The organism is Prevotella sp. PTAC (assembly GCF_013166535.1).
Taxonomy (GTDB): Bacteria; Bacteroidota; Bacteroidia; order Bacteroidales; family Bacteroidaceae; genus Prevotella.
The window spans coordinates 103042-120657 of the sequence record NZ_JABKKK010000003.1 but is presented as its reverse complement, the minus strand read 5'-3'; the positions used below and the strand labels follow the sequence as shown (position 1 = coordinate 120657).

Here is a 17616-nt window from a genome sequence, read left to right as displayed (position 1 = left end):
GGCAAAAACCAAGCTGTCATATATATAACTGTGATGCAGATGACGATACTGCGGTGTTTTAATTTATGTTTACGAAAGGGAAATAAGCCTGCCAAATGTTTGAGTGAATGATATATTTTAATTAAATTTGCATACAGAAAGTATAATTATCAACAATTTAAAACAGTATTATTATGATTAAAGATTTACGTTATTCATTAGTTGTGTTGTTTGCTCTGATAAGCAGCCTGTCATTCGCTGATGCTTATAAGACTTTGACTTTCCCCGAAGGAAACAGCGAGGAAATAAGTTCTTACACAGCTACATGGACGGTGACATTGGACAATTTCACATGGACTATCGAGAACTTTAACAACAACAAGAACCAGTGGGCATACGTCAAGTGTGGAAGAAAGAACGCTGAGTCTATAGGTTATATAACCAATTCGACAGTGATGGACCAGGCAATCGGTTCTGTTGTTGTAACTATTGATGCACTTACGGCTTCAAAAGTAAATTCAATTTCACTGACAGTGGCTTCCGATAATGAGTTTGCTAATGTGGTGGAGAAGATCGAAGCCAAAGAAATAGCCAAGGGAGACATGACTTTCAAAGTGACAAAACCGACGGCTAACTGCTATTACAAGCTTACATTTGATTGTCAGTCAGGTTCGTCAAACGGTCTGGTACAGGTTTCAAAAGTGTCTTACTACAAGGAGGGCGATGAACCGCAGATAGTTGATATTTCCAATACTCCCGAGACAGCGTATACTGTTGCCAAGGCACATGAGTTGATAGCTGCCGGCGAGGGTTTGACGACAGACGTGTATATAAGAGGCATTGTCTACAATGTTGAAGAAGTTTCATTGGAGTACGGAAACGCCACTTATGTTATTTGCGACGACGCAACAGGTCAGAATCCGCTCAAAGTGTACCGCGGATATTATCTCAACGGTGACAAATTTACGGCCGAAGATCAGATAAAGGTTGGCGACGAAGTTATTGTTTACGGTCAGTTGACTGTCTATAAAGGCGAAAATCAGGTTGGCCAGGGTAACAAACTCCACTCCCTGACAACAGGTATCAGCGACATCACGGCTGATAAGGCTGAAGGCAGCGGAGCCATCTACAACCTTGCCGGACAGCGGATTGAGAAGATGCAGAAAGGCATCAACATCATCAACGGCAAGAAATACGTTGTGAAATAATAAACGTAAGCTTGTAGTTTTAGAGTGATATCGGGCGGAAGCAAATGTTTTGTTTCCGCCTTTTTTTTGTTGTGGCAGGGTGGGGTAGGTGTTACTTGTCGCTGCGGTAATTGCGGATTGGAATAGGCGGTATATCCGTCTGAGTGGGACAGAGGTAGGGCGCACGTATGTAGGAAGCCATACAGGAGTGGAAACGACTGTCGACTGACATGTGCCGCATAGCCGGATGCAGGCTTGTGAAGGGCTTAAAAACGAATGTTTTATTTTGTTTTTAAGCCCTTTTGCCGTACCTTTGCAGAACATAAACAATGCCTCGGCACGGTTGATGAGTTTCCGGATTATTGCGGAACAACCACGATCGTGCCCTGTTAGCATCATCTTTGCAGTAAAATAAAATACGCAGACATGACGAAGAAAGACAAGGAACTGACCCCGATGATGAAGCAGTTTTTCGACCTTAAGGCACAGCATCCCGACGCTGTGCTGCTTTTTCGTTGCGGAGATTTCTACGAGACATATTGCGAAGACGCCATCACGGCATCGCAGATACTTGGCATCACGCTGACACGGCGCAGTAACGGAGGCACGGAGATGGCCGGTTTTCCGCACCATGCGCTCGACACGTACCTGCCGAAACTGGTGCGTGCCGGCAAGCGGGTGGCTATATGCGACCAGCTTGAAGACCCGAAGCTGACCCGAAAGCTGGTAAAGCGCGGTATCACAGAGCTTGTCACGCCGGGAGTGGCCATGGCCGACAACGTGCTTAACTACAAGGAGAACAATTTTCTGGCGGCCGTCCACTTCGGGAAAGCCGCCTGCGGAGTGGCTTTTCTCGACATATCCACCGGCGAGTTCCTCACCGGCCAGGGCACGTATGACTACGTAGAGAAGCTGATGGGCAACTTCTCTCCCAAGGAAGTGCTGCACGACAGGGGCCGCAAGAAAGACTTCGAGCGGTATTTCGGTAACCGTTATTTCACGTTCGAGCTCGACGACTGGGTGTTTACCGACCAGAGCGCGCGCCAGAAGCTGCTAAAACACTTCGGCGTGAAGAACCTGAAAGGCTTCGGCGTGGACCACCTTGAAAGCGGAGTGATAGCCGCCGGCGCAATATTGCAGTATCTCGAGATGACGCAGCACACGCAGATCGGCCACATCACGGGTATCGCCCGCATTGAGGAGGAACGCTACGTGAGGCTCGACAAGTTCACCATCCGCAGTCTCGAACTGCTCAATCCCATGCAGGAAGACGGCTCGTCGCTGCTCGACGTGATAGACCGCACCGTGTCGCCGATGGGCGGCCGCATGCTGCGCAGGTGGCTGCTGTTCCCCTTGAAAGACGAAAAGCCCGTTGCCGAGCGTCTCGACATGGTTGAATACTTCTTCCGCCGGCCCGATTTCCGCCGCTGTATAGACGAGCAGTTGCACCGTATGGGCGACTTGGAACGTATAATGTCGAAGGTGGCTGTGGGCCGTGTGTCGCCACGCGAGGTGGTACAGCTCAGAGTCGCGTTGCAGTCTCTGCTGCCGATAAAGACCGCCTGCCTGTCGGCCGCCGACGAAACGCTGCGCAGGGTGGGGGAGAGAATAAACCTTTGCGAGTCGCTCCGCGACAGGATAGAGCGCGAGGTAGAGTCTGACGCCCCGCAGCTTGTAAACAAGGGCGGCGTGATACGCAGCGGGGTGAACGCCGAGCTTGACGAGCTGCGCCACATAGCATACAGCGGCAAGGACTATCTCTTGAAGATACAGGAGCGCGAGATGGAGGCGACGGGCATCGCAAGCCTTAAAATAGGGTACAACAACGTGTTCGGATATTACCTCGAAGTGCGCAACACGCACAAGGAGCGGGTGCCCGAGGGATGGGTGCGCAAGCAGACACTGGCCAACGCCGAGCGTTACATCACCCAGGAACTGAAAGAGTACGAGGAGAAAATTCTCGGGGCTGAAGACCGCATACTGGCTCTGGAAGCAAAGCTGTTTGGCGAGCTTGTCATGGCCATGCAGGAGTTCATACCTCAAATTCAGATAAACGCCGGCATCGTGGCTCATCTCGACTGTCTGCTGTCGTTTGCCAAGACGGCCGAGGAAAACAACTACATACGTCCGCAGATAGACTCCACCGACGTGATAGACATAAAGCAGGGACGACACCCCGTGATAGAGAAACAGTTGCCTCCGGGAGAGGATTTCGTGCCGAACGACATATATCTGGACAGCGACAAGCAGCAGATAGTGATAATAACAGGGCCGAACATGGCCGGAAAATCGGCTCTGCTGCGTCAGACTGCGCTGATAGTACTGCTCGCCCAGATAGGAAGTTATGTGCCGGCAGAGAGCGCCAGAATAGGCCTGGTCGACAAGATATTCACCCGTGTGGGCGCGTCGGACAACATATCGCTCGGCGAATCGACATTCATGGTCGAGATGACCGAGGCTTCAAACATACTGAACAACGTGTCGTCGCGCTCTCTCGTGCTCTTCGACGAGCTGGGACGCGGCACTTCCACATACGACGGCATAAGCATAGCGTGGGCAATAGTGGAGTATATGCACGAAAATCCGCGGGCACGGGCACGCATGCTCTTCGCCACACACTACCATGAGCTGAACGAGATGGAGAAGAATTTCGACCGCATAAAGAACTATAACGTAAGTGTGCGGGAGGCCGGCGGAAAGGTGATCTTCTTGAGAAAGCTCGCCCGTGGCGGCTCGGAGCACTCTTTCGGTATTCATGTCGCCGAGATTGCGGGCATGCCGAAAAGCATTGTCAAGAGGGCGAACACTATCCTGAAACAGCTCGAAGACGACAACTCTTCCGTTGGTTCGGCAGGCAATCCGGCCGTCACGCTCGCCAATCCGGCGGCCGACACGCAGCTGAACTTCTTCCAGCTCGACGACCCCGTGCTCTGCCAGATACGCGACGAGATTCTGGGTCTCGACATAAACAACCTCACTCCCATGGAGGCTCTCAACAAGCTGAACGATATCAAGAAGATTGTAGGCGGATAAACAGGGTGGGGCAGGCATATAACGAAAATCCGGTGACAGTGAAAAAACATTTTTCCTGTCACCGGATTTTCGGTTGATAATTTTCTGTTTATCATTGTTTGTTGTACGTAATAGACATGAATCCGCACGAACTTGAAAACTTGCTGTCATTTCTTTTCTGTCGTTTCATAGTCTTGCCGTTGTGTTTTTACTTCGTGTTTGTAATGTCCTGACTTTATATTTGTGTCGTTTTCCTTGTGTTTTCATGTCGTTTCTGGTACGTGGTTATTGTCATATTAGTAATAATAAATTCATGAATTTAACATTTTTATTTTCTTTAAAGTAGGATTTTTTAACGCTACGCATCGCTATACGCAATGCGATAATATTTTTATTGAAAGATGACGATTTTGCGGATGTTTTGCAACGGGACGCTCGTTGGAGTGCGTTTGGTTGGCCGTTGCATTGCATTCAGTATCCCGTTGCATTACAACGGGATACTGAATGCAATGCAACGAGGTGCTAATGAGCCCCCTCCGACTCTCTCGAGGGGGAGAATTTGGAGCAGAAACAAATTAAAATCCTTATATAATACTGACACACAGATATTTACAAAAACCGTAAAATACGGAGATATTTTCGTCCGCCGGATTTTTATTTTGAAATAAAACGAATTATGGAGAGCGTTTTGTAAAGATAGTTCCGAGTTTTTGTTGTGTCTGTCGATGATCTTTATTTAAATGCGGGATAAGTTGATTTTAAGATGTGATTTTTTGGTTATTCCATATTATTTTTGCTATCTTTGTGGTGTGGTTGGGATTGCCCCGACCACTACTTTTAGGAAATAGGAGCGTTGTGTCCTCATCTTGTAAGTGCGAAGCCTGAGAAACTTATCACAAATCGACAAGAGTTGGCATGACAGTTCCCACGTTATGGCGTGGGCTGTTGTCACCATATCTTTCGATTAAGGTTTTCTCAGGGCCTGCACTTTAAGACGTGGCGCATAGCAGGCCACGCTCTTTTAATTTTTATTTAACCGCTTCCGCATGGCCTGAGGAGCTAAATTTATGATTATGAAAAAGGTATTATCGGTTGTGTTGGTTGTCATGCTGGCTTTGGCTGCGCATGCACAGAATGATGTCACGAAGTTTCTTGGCATTCCTGTGGATGGCAGTAAGCAGGCAATGATACAGAAGTTGAAAGCCAAAGGGTATAAATATAATTCTACTTATGATTTTTTAGAGGGGGAATTTAATGGTAATGATGTTCATATATATGTTGTGACTGATAATAATAAAGTATGGCGAATAATGGTAACTGATGAAAAAAGTATAGATGAAACGAGTATAAAACTACGGTTTAATAAACTTTGCAGGCAGTTTAATAATAATAAAAAGTATGTCCAATCATCATTAAATGACTTTACAATACCGGAAGATGAGGATATAAGCTATGAAATGTTAGTTCATAAAAAGCGCTATGAAGCATCTTTTTTTCAATTACAAGGAACTGAAAATGATAATCCTTACAATAGATTTGTTTGGTTTATGATAAGGGAATTTGAGGGTAAATATTATATAACAATGTTTTATGATAACGAATATAACAGATCTAACGGTGAGGATTTATAACATTATAAAACAATGAAATCATGAAAACAGAAAATCAAGAGAAAGAGATTGTCATCAGATGTGGCAAGACTACAGACAACTTTGAGACACTGAAAGAACTGTGTGAGAAAGAAGCCGAGAAATTATCGGAAACGATAAGAGTTACCGAGCATGAGACGGTCTCTGTGCCCTGTTGGACAGAGGATGCGCCCGAGCTTATCTGTGTGGCTCGTTTTGAGATAGGCAACGGTGGTTCGATAGTGTATAATTTGGATTTCTCCGAAACAACCTTATAAGTATTTCACATATTAACAAACAAATATCCATCACCAACGGGAAAGGCAAATGACGCTTTTTCTGTTGATGATGAATATTTGTTTTATTCGTTAATATATTACCGCCGCCTCTTTTTGGTGGTGATATAATGAACTGGTGTACAGCCATTCTACGGCTTTCGGATATTAATTCTCATCTGTAATATCCTCTATGTTCTCCATTATCTCGCGGTATTTGCGTTGTATCTTGAAGTGAACGGAGAAGCCGGCTATACCTCCGGCGACACCTCCTATGGCTCCGCCAATAAGTAGCGGCATTCCGTTGGTGATGTTGTATCCTTCGTAGCAGAACCAGCCGAGCCATACGGTGACGAACGGTATTCCGAGCATCAGCCAGTCGGCATCCATCTTTTTGGCGCGGGCTATGCCGCGGTTTGTCTCTATGAGGCTGTTTTCGGGCTTGAAAGCCTGTCTGAGGGCTTTCATGTTGTAATACGTATATACTCCCGCCGTGATGAAAAAGAGGCTCGTGACGATGTTGAACGGCAGCGAGAAGCCAATCCATCGCATGGCCGTCATGGTGTAGGGGACCATCAGCACGCACGCAATGATGGATATGATGTATTTCCGTGATATCCATTTGCTGTTTCTATTCATTGCCCGGCGCAGTATCTTGTCGTTGACGATGGTCTGCTTTTCGAGTATGCTTTTCAGTGCCTGCATTTGTGATTGCAGGTCGTCTTGTCTGTTTACGTTTTCCATTTTCATTGTTTTTTTTGTTGTTATACATTTAGTTTTTCCGGTTATTGCGATACCGTATGTCTGTTTTTCAGACGGTGTTTTCTGTTTTTCGGGGTGCCTGTCGTCCCGTTTCCGGGAGGCAGCAGTGCCGTGGCGGTGTGTTTGCGGTGTCAGTCGGACATGCGTTTCAGTTGCTCCTTAATCCTGAACAGTCGCACGGAGACGTTCTTTGCGCTTATTCCGACGATGTCCGCTATCTCGTCGTAGCTTATGTTTTCGAGCCACAGCAGCACTATCGCGCGGTCGAACGGGCGCAGCCTGCTTATCCGTCGGTGGAGCAACGAGGCTTGTGCCGTGTCTTCGTTGTCGGTCTCGAAGAGGTCTACTGTCATGGTGAGATCGGCCGATTGCCGCCTTTTCTTCTTTCGCTCGGTGGATATGCAACTGTTGAGCGCCACCCGGTATATCCATGTCTTGATGTCGCTGCGGCTCTTGAAGCTGTCAAATCCATTCCACAGTTTTACGAGAACTTCTTGAAACAGGTCAGCGATCTCGTCGGCATCTCTGGAAAACATGTAGCAGACGGTATAGATAGTGCCTTTGTGTTCTCTCACAATCCGTGTGAACTCTTTTTCGGATGTTTTCATCATTTTATTTTGTTTGTTAATCAGTTTCTGTATGTTAGACGCTCAGTGTGCCGGAAAAACTACATTGTTTTTGGAAAAAGGAGTTTTGGCTTATTCAAGAGTTGTGTAGTGAGAGTAGTATGGAGTAAGTGAATATGCGTGGTTGGTTAAGTCTGTGCTTTCAATACATTGGATGGTGGGTAGGATATGATAAGTGGATATTAATGGGATATGCGGTAAGTTTTCTAGGAGTTGAAGGGCAATATTAATGAGATATGCGGTAAAAGGAATTAGGGGAAATTTACCGTAAATTTCCCCTAATTCCTTTCCCGTTTATACTTCTTCCGGTAATATTTTTACTACTGTTTACTTACTGATCGCCTGTCGTTTTCTTTCGGTATACCGTCCTTTTTCTATCAGTCTTGTGTTTCTTTTCTTTTATCCTCATGCCGGACGGCTCTATCCCAGCTGTTTTGCCGTCATTTGTCCTTTCTGCTCCTTGCCATGCACACAGCGCCGAGCACGATGAACGGTATGCTAAGCAGTTGTCCCATGTTCAATATCATGTCGGCCTCGAAGGCTTCCTGTATATCTTTGGTGTACTCGATGAAGAAACGGAAAGTGAATATGTATGCGAGACAAAGGCCGAAGAAGAAGCCTGTGCCCACCTTTTCGGCGTGCTTGCGGTATAACGCCCAGCCGATGAAGAAGAGAACGGCGTAGGCTATCGCCTCATAGAGTTGACCGGGATGCCGCGGCATGGAGTCTACGCGCTCGAATATGAACGCCCATGGCACATCGGTTATCTTACCGATAATCTCAGAGTTCATCAGGTTTCCGAGTCTTATGAAGCACGCCGTGACGGGCGTGGCTATGGCGATATTGTCGAGCACGGTCCAGAGTTTCACTCCGGTACGCTTCACGTAGAGCCATAGGGCGAGCATTAAGCCGAGCGTTCCGCCGTGGCTTGCCAGTCCCTCGTAGCCTGTAAACTTCCAACCGCCGTCCGGAAGAAAGTGAATAGGCACTATCATCTCGATGAAGTGTGGCACCGACGTGAGGAAATAGTCGGGCTGGTAGAACAGGCAATGCCCAAGGCGGGCACCTGCCAATATGCCTATGAAGCAGTAGAAGAACAGCGGTTCGAACAGCTCTTCCTTTATTTTCTGCTGCTTGTAGAGCATTTTTACTATGATATATGCCGCCGCCAGACCTATGAGCCAGCACAGGGAGTACCAGCGTATGCCCGCAAATGCGGTCAGATCGGGGTTCCAGACGATATAATTAAGTATGTTCATAATTGCAAATGATTATTGGTTCGCGGTTTATGGTAATTCGTTTCGGAGTTTATTACTATTCGTTTTGCGGTTTATGATAATTCGTTTTGCGGTTTATTATGCTTTGGTTCGGGGTTCGGTCGATAAGTGTCGAGCCATGATTACTTTCATTTCTTGAAAGCACAGGCATAGCCGCCAAGCATATCTACTTACTCCATACTACTTACTGCACAACTCCTTGATAAAGCGTTTGTCGTTAACTTCCAAACAAAAACTCCTTTAACTTTCCTCAAAAGAGCCTACACATTAAACCGGAAGTGCATGATGTCTCCGTCCTGAACGACGTATTCCTTGCCCTCGATGCCCAGCTTGCCGGCCTCCCGCACGGCGCTCTCGGAGCCGTATTGGATATAGTCTTCGTATTTGATTACCTCGGCGCGGATAAATCCTTTCTCGAAGTCCGTGTGTATCACGCCGGCGCATTGAGGCGCTTTCCAGCCCTTGCGGTATGTCCATGCCTTCACCTCCATCTCTCCTGCGGTGATGAATGTTTCGAGGTTAAGCAGCGAGTAGGCTTTCTTTATCAGTCGGTTCACGCCGCTTTCTTCCAGCCCCAGCTCGTCGAGGAACATCTGCTTGTCCTCATACGATTCCAGTTCGGCGATGTCTTCTTCCGTCTTTGCGGCGATAACCATCGCCTCGGCACCCTCTTCACGGGCCAGCTCCTCCACGCGGCGGGTCTTATCGTTGCCTGTCTTAGCGGCTGTCTCATCCACGTTGCACACGTATAACACCGGCTTGGCGGTAAGCAGAAAGAGGTTGCGTGCGGCCTCCTGCTCGTCCTTACTCTCGAACTCCACGGTACGTGCGTTCTTTCCCTGTTCCAGTGCCGCTTTGTACGCTTCGAGCACTCCTACCTCTATTTTGGCCTCCTTGTTGTTGCCCACAGCGGCCACTTTGGCCTGCTTTTGCAGTCGAGCCTCTATCGTTTCGAGGTCTTTGAGTTGCAGTTCGGTGTCTATTATCTCCTTGTCGCGTATGGGGTCTATCGTTCCGTCTACGTGTGTGATGTTATCGTCGTCGAAACAGCGCAGCACGTGTATTATGGCATCCGTCTCGCGGATGTTTCCGAGAAACTTGTTTCCGAGACCTTCGCCTTTCGATGCACCCTTGACCAGTCCGGCGATGTCCACTATCTCGCACGTTGCCGGCACTATTCGCCCGGGGTGCACAATCTCGGCGAGCCGTGTCAGCCGCTCATCGGGCACGGTGATCACGCCCACATTGGGTTCTATCGTACAAAAAGGGAAATTGGCCGCCTGCGCCTTTGCGCTCGACAGACAGTTGAAAAGCGTGGACTTGCCCACATTGGGCAGTCCCACGATACCACATTTTAAAGCCATATCTATTTTAAACGTTTAAATTCCGTATAGTCGAAACATCGCTGTCATATACCGGAGAACGGCACCGTGCGGTCATGCGCTTGGCTTGTCTGCCTGCCGGGTGACCTGTGTTTCTTTTGCAAAGGTAGTCTAAATAGTATAAAAAGCAAAATAAATAATGTTTTGTTTGCTTTCAGACATGCAAAAGTTATTGTCGTCGTGCTCTGAAAACCATGGTGATACATGGCATGACAGCCGCTCGGACGTTTGTTTCCTGCTTACCGCTTTTTGGAACATGCGGGGCAGGCGGTGCTTCTCCTCACGGCTATCTTCATGAAGTCCATCGTGCGGGCGTCGAACCGCAGCAGCCTGTCGGTCAGCAGGGTGCCCGTGCCCGTGAGATATTTCAGTGCCTCGGCGGCCTGTATCGTGCCGAGCATTCCCGCTATGGCGCCCAGCACCCCCGCCCCGGCCTTGGCCGGCATGACGTCGGGTGGGGGAGCGGAGCCGAAGATGCAGCGGTAGCATGCCGTGCCGGGCGTGTGTGTGAATGTGTGACCCTCAAACTCGAATATTGCGCCGTGGGAGAACGGTTTGCCTGTAGCCACGCAGAGGTCGTTGATGAGTATCTTGGCGGCGAAGTTGTCTGTGCCGTCTATCACGAAGTCATATCCGTCCATGATGTCCAGGGCATTGCTCTCCGTGAGCATCCCGTTGTGTGTGTGCACCGTGATGTTGGGGTTTATAGCTGTCATCCTTTGCCGTGCCGACTCGGTCTTCTGTATGCCCACCATCTCTGTGGTGTGTATCACCTGCCGTTGCAGGTTGGAGAGGTCTACCGTGTCGCCGTCGGCTATTCCTATTGTGCCCACTCCCGCCGCCGCGAGATACATCAGTACGGGTGAGCCGAGTCCGCCCGCTCCGACCACGAGCACCCGCCCGCGCTTGATTTTCTCCTGGCCCTCGATGCCTATCTCAGGTAACAGTATATGCCGGCTGTACCGTTGCCGTTCCTCTTCCGTCAGGTGTGTCATATAGCTTGTCTCGATGATTAAACATGTGCAAAGATAATGCTTTTCACGTGAAACATGTCCGCTTGTCGGGATAAAACGGTAACTTTGCAGAAGACAAGCAAACTTAAAGACAACAAACAATGAATATCGTTTCTGTATTTGGCACATGTCCGGCCTGTATTTGGCGTACTGTGTTTTCACGTATCGCCGCCATGCTGGCGTTTGTGTTTTTCGTTGCCGTCCCGGTAGGGGCGGGAGAACCGGATCCGCAGTTTGACGGACACCGCCGCATAGACCTTTGGCAGGGTGTTAAGATGCCGAACAGCCGGGGGCTTCACATCACAGACTCCGTCAGCAACCATCGCACGTGGCGCGTAGCCAGTCCGCGGCTATATGCCTTTCAGCCGTGTGCCGACGAGCGTACAAATACAGCCGTGATACTCATTCCCGGCGGAGGATATGCCAAGCAGGCATACGAGGCTGCCGGCATAACGATGGCCCGGTGGCTCAACAGTATAGGCATCACGGCGTTCGTATTGCTGCACCGTCTGCCCAACTCGCCCGACCTGACAAATGGCTGGGAAGCACCTGTGCAAGACGCTCAGCGGGCCGTGAGATATGTGCGTGCCAATGCGGCCGAGTATGGTATTGCTCCTGATCGCATAGGGGTCATGGGGTGCAGTGCCGGCGGCCATGTATGTGCCTGCGTGTCAACGATAGCCGACGACATGAGCCTTGCGGGCGACTCGCTCGACAGACACTCGTTCCGTCCCGACTTTGCGATACTCGTCAGTCCGGTGATAAGGATGACAGACGGCCTTGAAAGGCATTTCCTGTGCTCCGAGGCGGGCAATGAGGAGCTGCTTGCCCGTTACAGCATGGACCGCCACGTGACACCGGCCAATCCGCCTACACTGTTCATCCATGCGTCTGACGACCGCACGGTGAAACCCGTTCATAGCCTGTCGATGTATCAGGCGCTGATAGACAAGGGTGTCACACGCTCGTCGATACACATATTTCCTTTCGGGCGGCACAGCATTGCCGTGCGCCGTCAGCCAGGTACGACGGCCCTATGGCCGGAGATTGCCGAGCTGTGGATGGAGGAGACAGGGTTTCTCGAACCGCTGAAATACGGGAGATGAAGTAAAAAGGCTGTGTTTCACAGCTTTAAAATGTAATGATAAAGTCACGTATTTAACACTTTGTTTTCTGCTGAAATAGAAAACGAAGACGATATGCACCGCTATATGCAATGCTATATGCCGCTTTTCGCCATAGACGAAAAGCGGCGTTTTTCCGCGACGGGCATCCCCGTCGCATGGTGTTGTCAGTGTGCTTCGAGCCAGTTTGCGCCCCAGCCGCAGTCTGCCGTGAGCGGCACTTTCATCTCGAAAGCTCCCTGCATCTCTTCAAGCACTATGCGCTCTACAAGCTCTTTCTCATCGGCCGGCACGCTGAAGTTGAGTTCGTCGTGTACCTGTAATATTATCTTGGCGCGCACTCCCTCGGCCTTGAAGCGGCGGTGTATGCGTATCATCGCCACTTTTATTATGTCGGCGGCCGTGCCCTGGATTGGGGCGTTTATGGCGTTGCGCTCCGCAAAACCGCGCACGGTGGCGTTTCGCGAGTTTATGTCGGCCAGATAGCGTCTCCGTCCGAATAGGGTGTCCACGTAGCCTTGGCTACGTGCCGTCTCCTTGGCCTGCTCCATGTATTCATGCACGTGCGGGAACGTCTCGAAATAACCGTCTATCAGCTGTCGTGCCTCGTCACGGCCTATGTTGAGCCGGTCAGCCAGTCCCCACACGGTGATGCCGTAGATGATGCCGAAGTTGGCCCGCTTGGCTTTTGTCCGTTGGTCGCGCGTCACGCTGTCGATAGCCTCTTTGTATATCTTGGCTGCCGTGGCCGCGTGTATGTCGTGCCCCTCACGGAAAGCCTCGATCATGTTTTCGTCGCCGCTGAGGTGCGCCATGACGCGCAGTTCTATCTGGCTGTAATCGGCGGAGAAGAACAGGCAGCCAGGCTCCGGTATGAAAGCGCGGCGTATCTCTTTGCCGTCCTCGCCCCGCACGGGGATGTTTTGCAGGTTGGGGTCGCTCGAAGATAGTCGTCCGGTGGCCGTGACCGTCTGGTTGAACGACGTGTGTATGTGCCCGGTCCGGGCGTTGATGAGCTTCGGCAGGGCGTCCACGTATGTGCCCAGCAGTTTCTTTAACCCTCTGTGCGCCAGTATGTCGGCCACAATCTCGTGCTTGCCTTTCAGTGTTTGCAGCACATCCTCGCTCGTGACATACTGTCCTGTTTTCGTCTTCTTGGGCTTCTCTATGATTTTCAGTTTGCCGAACAGTATGTCGCCAACCTGTCGTGGCGACGCGATGTTGAACCGCTCGCCCGCCAGTTCGTATATCCGCCGTTCGAGTTCTTCCATCCGTGCGGTCAGTATGTTAGATGTTTCGGCCAGTGACCGGGTGTCTATCCGCACGCCGTTCATCTCCATTTCCGCCAGCACGGGCATGAGCGGCATCTCTATTTCGTGGAACAGTCGCTCGGCGCCGTACTTCTTTAATTCAGGTTCGAGCTTGTTTTTCAGTTTCAGTGTGATGTCGGCGTCCTCGGCGGCATACTCGTATACCTCAGTCGGTGTCAGGTCGCGCATGTTCTTCTGGTTCTTGCCTTTCGGACCGATAAGCTCGTCTATGTGTATGGTCTTGTAGTTGAGATACACTTCGGCCATGTAGTCCATGTTGTGACGCAACTCCGGTTGTATGAGATAGTGGGCTATCATGGTGTCGAACATGGGGCCGGCCAAGGTCACGCCGTAGTTTGCCAGCACTTCAAGATCATACTTTATGTTTTGCCCTACCTTGACTATTTTATCGTTTTCGTATATCGGTTTAAATATATTAACAATTCTTTGGGCTTCTTCACGGTTGGCCGGTACTGGCACGTAAAAAGCCTCATTTTCCTTGACGGCAAAGCTCAAACCGACCAATTCGGCATCAATCGCGTTCATTGAGGTAGTCTCCGTGTCTAGACTGAGAATTTCTTTTGTAATGAAATAATCATAAATTCGATGTAAACCATCCTCTGTATCAATGAGTTGGTAGTCGTGAGGGGTCGTTTTAAGGCTCTCAAAACTCGAAAATTCTGCGCTGCATGTGCTCTCGCCCGTATTTTCCGCAAATAAATCGAGTTGTGTATTATCGCTTTTTTGCTTATTTTCAGTTTTTTTTAGAAATTTGTTTGCAAAGCTTTTGAACTCCAACTCATCGAATATTTTTCGCAGTTCGTCCTCGTCGGGGTCGGCCACTGCGAGAGAGTCGAGGTCGAGTGGGATGGGGACATCGGTCTTGATGGTGGCGAGGAACTTCGAGAACACGATCTGTTCACGGTTCTCTTCCACTTTCTTTTTTATGGCGCCTTTCAGCTTGTCGGTGTTTTCGAGCAGGTTTTCGATGCTTCCGAACTCGTTGATCAGTTTTGCGGCGGTCTTCTCTCCCACACCCGGGCATCCCGGAATATTGTCCGACGAGTCGCCCATCAGCCCGAGCAGGTCTATCACTTGCAGAGGCGACGATATGCCATACTTCGCCTCCACCTCTTTCTCGCCCATTATCTCGTATCCCGCATTGCCGTGTCTCGGGCGATACATGTATATGTTCGGCCGGATGAGCTGGCCGTAGTCCTTGTCGGGTGTGAGCATGTATGTGGTGACGCCGGCTTCCGCCGCTTTCACGGCGAGTGTGCCTATGACGTCGTCCGCCTCATATCCTTCCGCCTCGATGACAGGTATGTTGAACGCCCTGAGCATGTCTTTGATGATAGGTACCGATGCCTTTATATCCTCGGGACATGCCTCCCGCTGTGCCTTATACTCGGGGTAGGCCTCGTGCCTGAATGTAGGGCCGGCGGGATCGAAAGCCACTCCTATATGGGTGGGTCTCTCTTTTGTGAGCACCTCGTTCAGAGTGTTTAGAAATCCCATTACCGCCGATGTGTTGAGGCCTTTCGAGTTAACTCTCGGGCTTCGTATCAGGGCGTAGTATGAGCGGTATATCAGCGCGTATGCGTCTATGAGGAAGAGTTTATCCATAATTCTATTTAATTTTAAGCGTAAAATTACGAAAAAATAATCAGTATACCGATAAAAATCAGTAATTTTGTGCCAAATTAAATTCGATGGACTATTTATCACTGATAAGGAAACCAATAGAAACCGAATTGAGCGATTTCATCGGATTGTTCAACGATTCGCTCACGCATACAGACGGACTTCTCTCACAGGCTTTGGAATATATTCGCCGCCGCACGGGCAAGCAAATGCGCCCCATGCTGATATTGCTGATGGCGAGAAACTACGGGCTTGTGACTGATGTGACACAGAATGCGGCCGTGGGTCTTGAGCTGTTGCACACGGCAAGCCTCGTGCACGACGACGTGGTTGACGAGAGTTGCGAGCGGCGCGGGCAGGCATCAGTGAACGCCATGTACAACAATAAGGTGGCGGTGCTTGTGGGCGACTATCTGCTTTCAACGGCGCTGCTCCGGGTGGCCTGTACGAGAAACGCCACGATAGTGGAATATCTCTCGGAGCTTGGACGTGTTTTGGCAAGCGGAGAGATACTTCAGCTGTCCACCACACATAACCAGGAGATATCGGAAACCGTTTATTATCAGGTGATAAGGCAGAAGACAGCGGCGCTTTTCGAGGCCTGTTGCGCCATGGGGGCAATGTCTTCAGGTGCCTCTGTGTCGGGCATTGAGGAAGCAAAGGCGTTCGGACGCAATCTCGGCATCATCTTTCAGATAAGAGACGACATATTCGATTACTACGAGTCGCCCGAGATAGGCAAGCCCACGGGCAACGATATGGCCGAAGGAAAATTGACACTTCCCGTCATACATGCCTTGAAAGCTACAGGCGACGGGGCCATGCATGCGCTTGCCCTGCGGGTGCGCAACCGCATCGCCACCCAGGAAGAGATAAGCATGCTCATCGGTTTCGCAAAGGCGAATGGCGGAATAGAGTATGCCGAGAGCCGGATGAAAGACCTGCGGGGCGAATGTCTCGCTTTCATAGACAGGTCTGTGGCTGCGGAAGACATAAAGACCGCGCTCAGGGCATACATCGATTTCGTGATAGAACGTAGCAAGTAAGGGGATATAGCGGAGCAAATAAGAAGATAGAACGAGGCAAATAGAAATATAGCAGGACATCATAGCAAAATGCACGGAAAGCGCTGTCATGGCTTTCCGTGCATTTTGTGTTTGGTATCATCATGCTTGTATGTATGAGGATAAAGCGCTGCCCGTCATCTTCCGCCGCTTATGATTTTGGTAATCGTGGGCATGGTTCTGCTCATCACATGATATATCATCAGGCAAATGGCAATCGTTATTACCGGCACGGCAAAGAAAACGGCAATCAGCAGGTATGGAGATTGCGGGTGCGGTGCCGTTTATCCGTAAGCATTCCAACGTTTCAAGACGTTTGTTCTCAGAAGAACTTGGTCTCTTCGCCCGTGATCTCGCTCAGCAGCATGTTGGCCAGCCGGCTCGTGCCGAGGCGGAACCATTGGTTGGTGAGCCATTTTTCGCCCAGCACCTCTTTCACTATCGTATAGTATATCAGTGCGTCCATCACGCTGTTGATGCCTCCGGCGGGCTTGAAACCTATCTGTATGCCTGTTTTGTCGTAGTATTCCTTTATAGCCTGACACATCACGTAGGCGGCTTCGGGTGTTGCCGCGGGTTCGAGCTTGCCTGTCGATGTCTTTATGTAGTCCGCTCCGGCATACATTGCCAGGATAGACGCTTTCTTGATGTTCTCGGCTGTTTTGAGGCATCCCGTTTCGAGAATGACCTTCATTTTCCTGTCGCCGCACACCTCTTTCAGCTCGCCGATTTCGTCGGCCACGCTCTCGTAGTCGCCGCTGAGAAACTTACCCACCGACATCACGATATCAATCTCTGTGGCGCCGTCTTTTATGGCGAGCGCAGTCTCGGCCACCTTGACCTCTATAACGGCCTGAGAAGACGGGAAACTGCCCGATACGCATGCTATTTCAACACCGTCCACCTCGAGCGTCTCGCTCACCACGTCGGCAAAGCATGGATATACGCATACGGTGGCTATGTGGGGTAGGTCGGGGTATGTGTTGTCGAACTCGTTGACGCGCTCGGTGAACGCCATTACGCTTTCCGGTGAGTCGGTTGTTTTCAGTGTGGTAAGCTCGATGCTGCCCATAAGGAATTTTTTCACCTCGGGTGTGTCGTTCTCGTGTACTTTCTCTGCTATTATCTTCTTCACGGCCTCGCGCACGCTGTCGTCGGACGGTGCGCTGTCGTACTTACCGAGAGCTTCTTCGATCTTGCTCTTTCCGTGGGCATGCTCATGCCGCTGCCCGCATGTGTCTGAATGTCTTTCCGTCATATTCTTATTGTTTTTTTTGTTTGATTGTATGTTTATATATTGTTTTTCGTGGATTGTGAGTTGGATGATTGAGGG

The 17616-nt window shown here is 49.9% G+C and carries 13 protein-coding genes; 6 read left to right on the top strand and 7 right to left on the bottom strand.

Annotated features, from left to right (window positions below; all coding sequences use genetic code 11):
- Nucleotides 1-173: 173 nt before the first annotated feature.
- From HPS53_RS03240 to HPS53_RS03225, 4 genes are all read left to right on the top strand, one after another.
- Nucleotides 174-1187, top strand: coding sequence for a hypothetical protein (locus HPS53_RS03240; RefSeq protein WP_146078667.1), 1014 nt, complete (start codon nucleotides 174-176; stop codon nucleotides 1185-1187).
- A gap of 405 nt (nucleotides 1188-1592) precedes the next feature.
- On the top strand, nucleotides 1593-4199 hold the full coding sequence (gene mutS / locus HPS53_RS03235; protein ID WP_172204329.1) for a DNA mismatch repair protein MutS: 2607 nt from the start codon (nucleotides 1593-1595) through the stop codon (nucleotides 4197-4199).
- A gap of 1052 nt (nucleotides 4200-5251) precedes the next feature.
- Entirely contained in the window at nucleotides 5252-5809 is a 558-nt protein-coding gene (locus HPS53_RS03230) for a hypothetical protein (RefSeq protein WP_172204327.1), read from the top strand.
- 20 nt (nucleotides 5810-5829) lie between these two features.
- On the top strand, nucleotides 5830-6084 hold the full coding sequence (locus HPS53_RS03225) for a hypothetical protein (RefSeq protein ID WP_104369220.1): 255 nt from the start codon (nucleotides 5830-5832) through the stop codon (nucleotides 6082-6084).
- Nucleotides 6085-6249: 165 nt separating this feature from the next.
- Here the strand turns inward: HPS53_RS03225 and HPS53_RS03220 are convergent, their stop codons facing one another.
- From HPS53_RS03220 to HPS53_RS03200, 5 genes are all read right to left on the bottom strand, one after another.
- Nucleotides 6250-6831, bottom strand: a complete 582-nt coding sequence (locus HPS53_RS03220) for a hypothetical protein (RefSeq protein ID WP_216651873.1) — start codon at nucleotides 6829-6831, stop codon at nucleotides 6250-6252.
- A gap of 143 nt (nucleotides 6832-6974) precedes the next feature.
- Nucleotides 6975-7451: an RNA polymerase sigma factor gene (locus HPS53_RS03215; RefSeq protein WP_104369236.1), complete on the bottom strand. Its 477-nt coding sequence runs from the start codon at nucleotides 7449-7451 to the stop codon at nucleotides 6975-6977.
- A gap of 458 nt (nucleotides 7452-7909) precedes the next feature.
- A complete protein-coding gene (lgt, locus tag HPS53_RS03210; protein ID WP_216651872.1) occupies nucleotides 7910-8728 on the bottom strand; it encodes a prolipoprotein diacylglyceryl transferase in 819 nt (272 codons plus the stop codon).
- A gap of 278 nt (nucleotides 8729-9006) precedes the next feature.
- A complete protein-coding gene (ychF, locus tag HPS53_RS03205; RefSeq protein WP_104369223.1) occupies nucleotides 9007-10110 on the bottom strand; it encodes a redox-regulated ATPase YchF in 1104 nt (367 codons plus the stop codon).
- Between the two features lie 257 nt (nucleotides 10111-10367).
- Nucleotides 10368-11123 carry a HesA/MoeB/ThiF family protein gene (locus HPS53_RS03200; RefSeq protein ID WP_172204323.1) on the bottom strand — a complete coding sequence of 252 codons (756 nt, stop codon included), beginning with the start codon at nucleotides 11121-11123 and terminating at the stop codon, nucleotides 10368-10370.
- A gap of 119 nt (nucleotides 11124-11242) precedes the next feature.
- Here HPS53_RS03200 and HPS53_RS03195 point away from each other — a divergent pair, with 119 nt between their 5' ends.
- Nucleotides 11243-12247 carry an alpha/beta hydrolase gene (locus HPS53_RS03195; protein WP_172204321.1) on the top strand — a complete coding sequence of 335 codons (1005 nt, stop codon included), beginning with the start codon at nucleotides 11243-11245 and terminating at the stop codon, nucleotides 12245-12247.
- A gap of 185 nt (nucleotides 12248-12432) precedes the next feature.
- On the opposite strand, the gene polA is transcribed toward HPS53_RS03195, so the two are convergent.
- Nucleotides 12433-15201, bottom strand: a complete 2769-nt coding sequence (polA, locus tag HPS53_RS03190) for a DNA polymerase I (protein WP_172204319.1) — start codon at nucleotides 15199-15201, stop codon at nucleotides 12433-12435.
- Nucleotides 15202-15287: 86 nt separating this feature from the next.
- Between polA and HPS53_RS03185 the strand changes: the two genes are divergently transcribed.
- Nucleotides 15288-16265 (top strand): polyprenyl synthetase family protein, encoded by a 978-nt coding sequence (locus HPS53_RS03185; protein ID WP_104369227.1) that lies wholly within the window; start codon nucleotides 15288-15290, stop codon nucleotides 16263-16265.
- Nucleotides 16266-16605: 340 nt separating this feature from the next.
- Here HPS53_RS03185 and deoC read toward each other — a convergent pair whose 3' ends face one another.
- A complete protein-coding gene (deoC, locus tag HPS53_RS03180; protein ID WP_172204317.1) occupies nucleotides 16606-17541 on the bottom strand; it encodes a deoxyribose-phosphate aldolase in 936 nt (311 codons plus the stop codon).
- Between the last annotated feature and the right edge of the window lie 75 nt (nucleotides 17542-17616).

Coding starts and splice junctions, on each gene's coding strand:
- HPS53_RS03240 (WP_146078667.1), top strand. CDS start 174: ATGATTAAAGATTTACGTTATTCATTAGTTGTGTTGTTTGCTCTGATA.
- mutS (WP_172204329.1), top strand. CDS start 1,593: ATGACGAAGAAAGACAAGGAACTGACCCCGATGATGAAGCAGTTTTTC.
- HPS53_RS03230 (WP_172204327.1), top strand. CDS start 5,252: ATGAAAAAGGTATTATCGGTTGTGTTGGTTGTCATGCTGGCTTTGGCT.
- HPS53_RS03225 (WP_104369220.1), top strand. CDS start 5,830: ATGAAAACAGAAAATCAAGAGAAAGAGATTGTCATCAGATGTGGCAAG.
- HPS53_RS03220 (WP_216651873.1), bottom strand. CDS start 6,831: ATGAAAATGGAAAACGTAAACAGACAAGACGACCTGCAATCACAAATG.
- HPS53_RS03215 (WP_104369236.1), bottom strand. CDS start 7,451: ATGAAAACATCCGAAAAAGAGTTCACACGGATTGTGAGAGAACACAAA.
- lgt (WP_216651872.1), bottom strand. CDS start 8,728: ATGAACATACTTAATTATATCGTCTGGAACCCCGATCTGACCGCATTT.
- ychF (WP_104369223.1), bottom strand. CDS start 10,110: ATGGCTTTAAAATGTGGTATCGTGGGACTGCCCAATGTGGGCAAGTCC.
- HPS53_RS03200 (WP_172204323.1), bottom strand. CDS start 11,123: ATGACACACCTGACGGAAGAGGAACGGCAACGGTACAGCCGGCATATA.
- HPS53_RS03195 (WP_172204321.1), top strand. CDS start 11,243: ATGAATATCGTTTCTGTATTTGGCACATGTCCGGCCTGTATTTGGCGT.
- polA (WP_172204319.1), bottom strand. CDS start 15,201: ATGGATAAACTCTTCCTCATAGACGCATACGCGCTGATATACCGCTCA.
- HPS53_RS03185 (WP_104369227.1), top strand. CDS start 15,288: ATGGACTATTTATCACTGATAAGGAAACCAATAGAAACCGAATTGAGC.
- deoC (WP_172204317.1), bottom strand. CDS start 17,541: ATGACGGAAAGACATTCAGACACATGCGGGCAGCGGCATGAGCATGCC.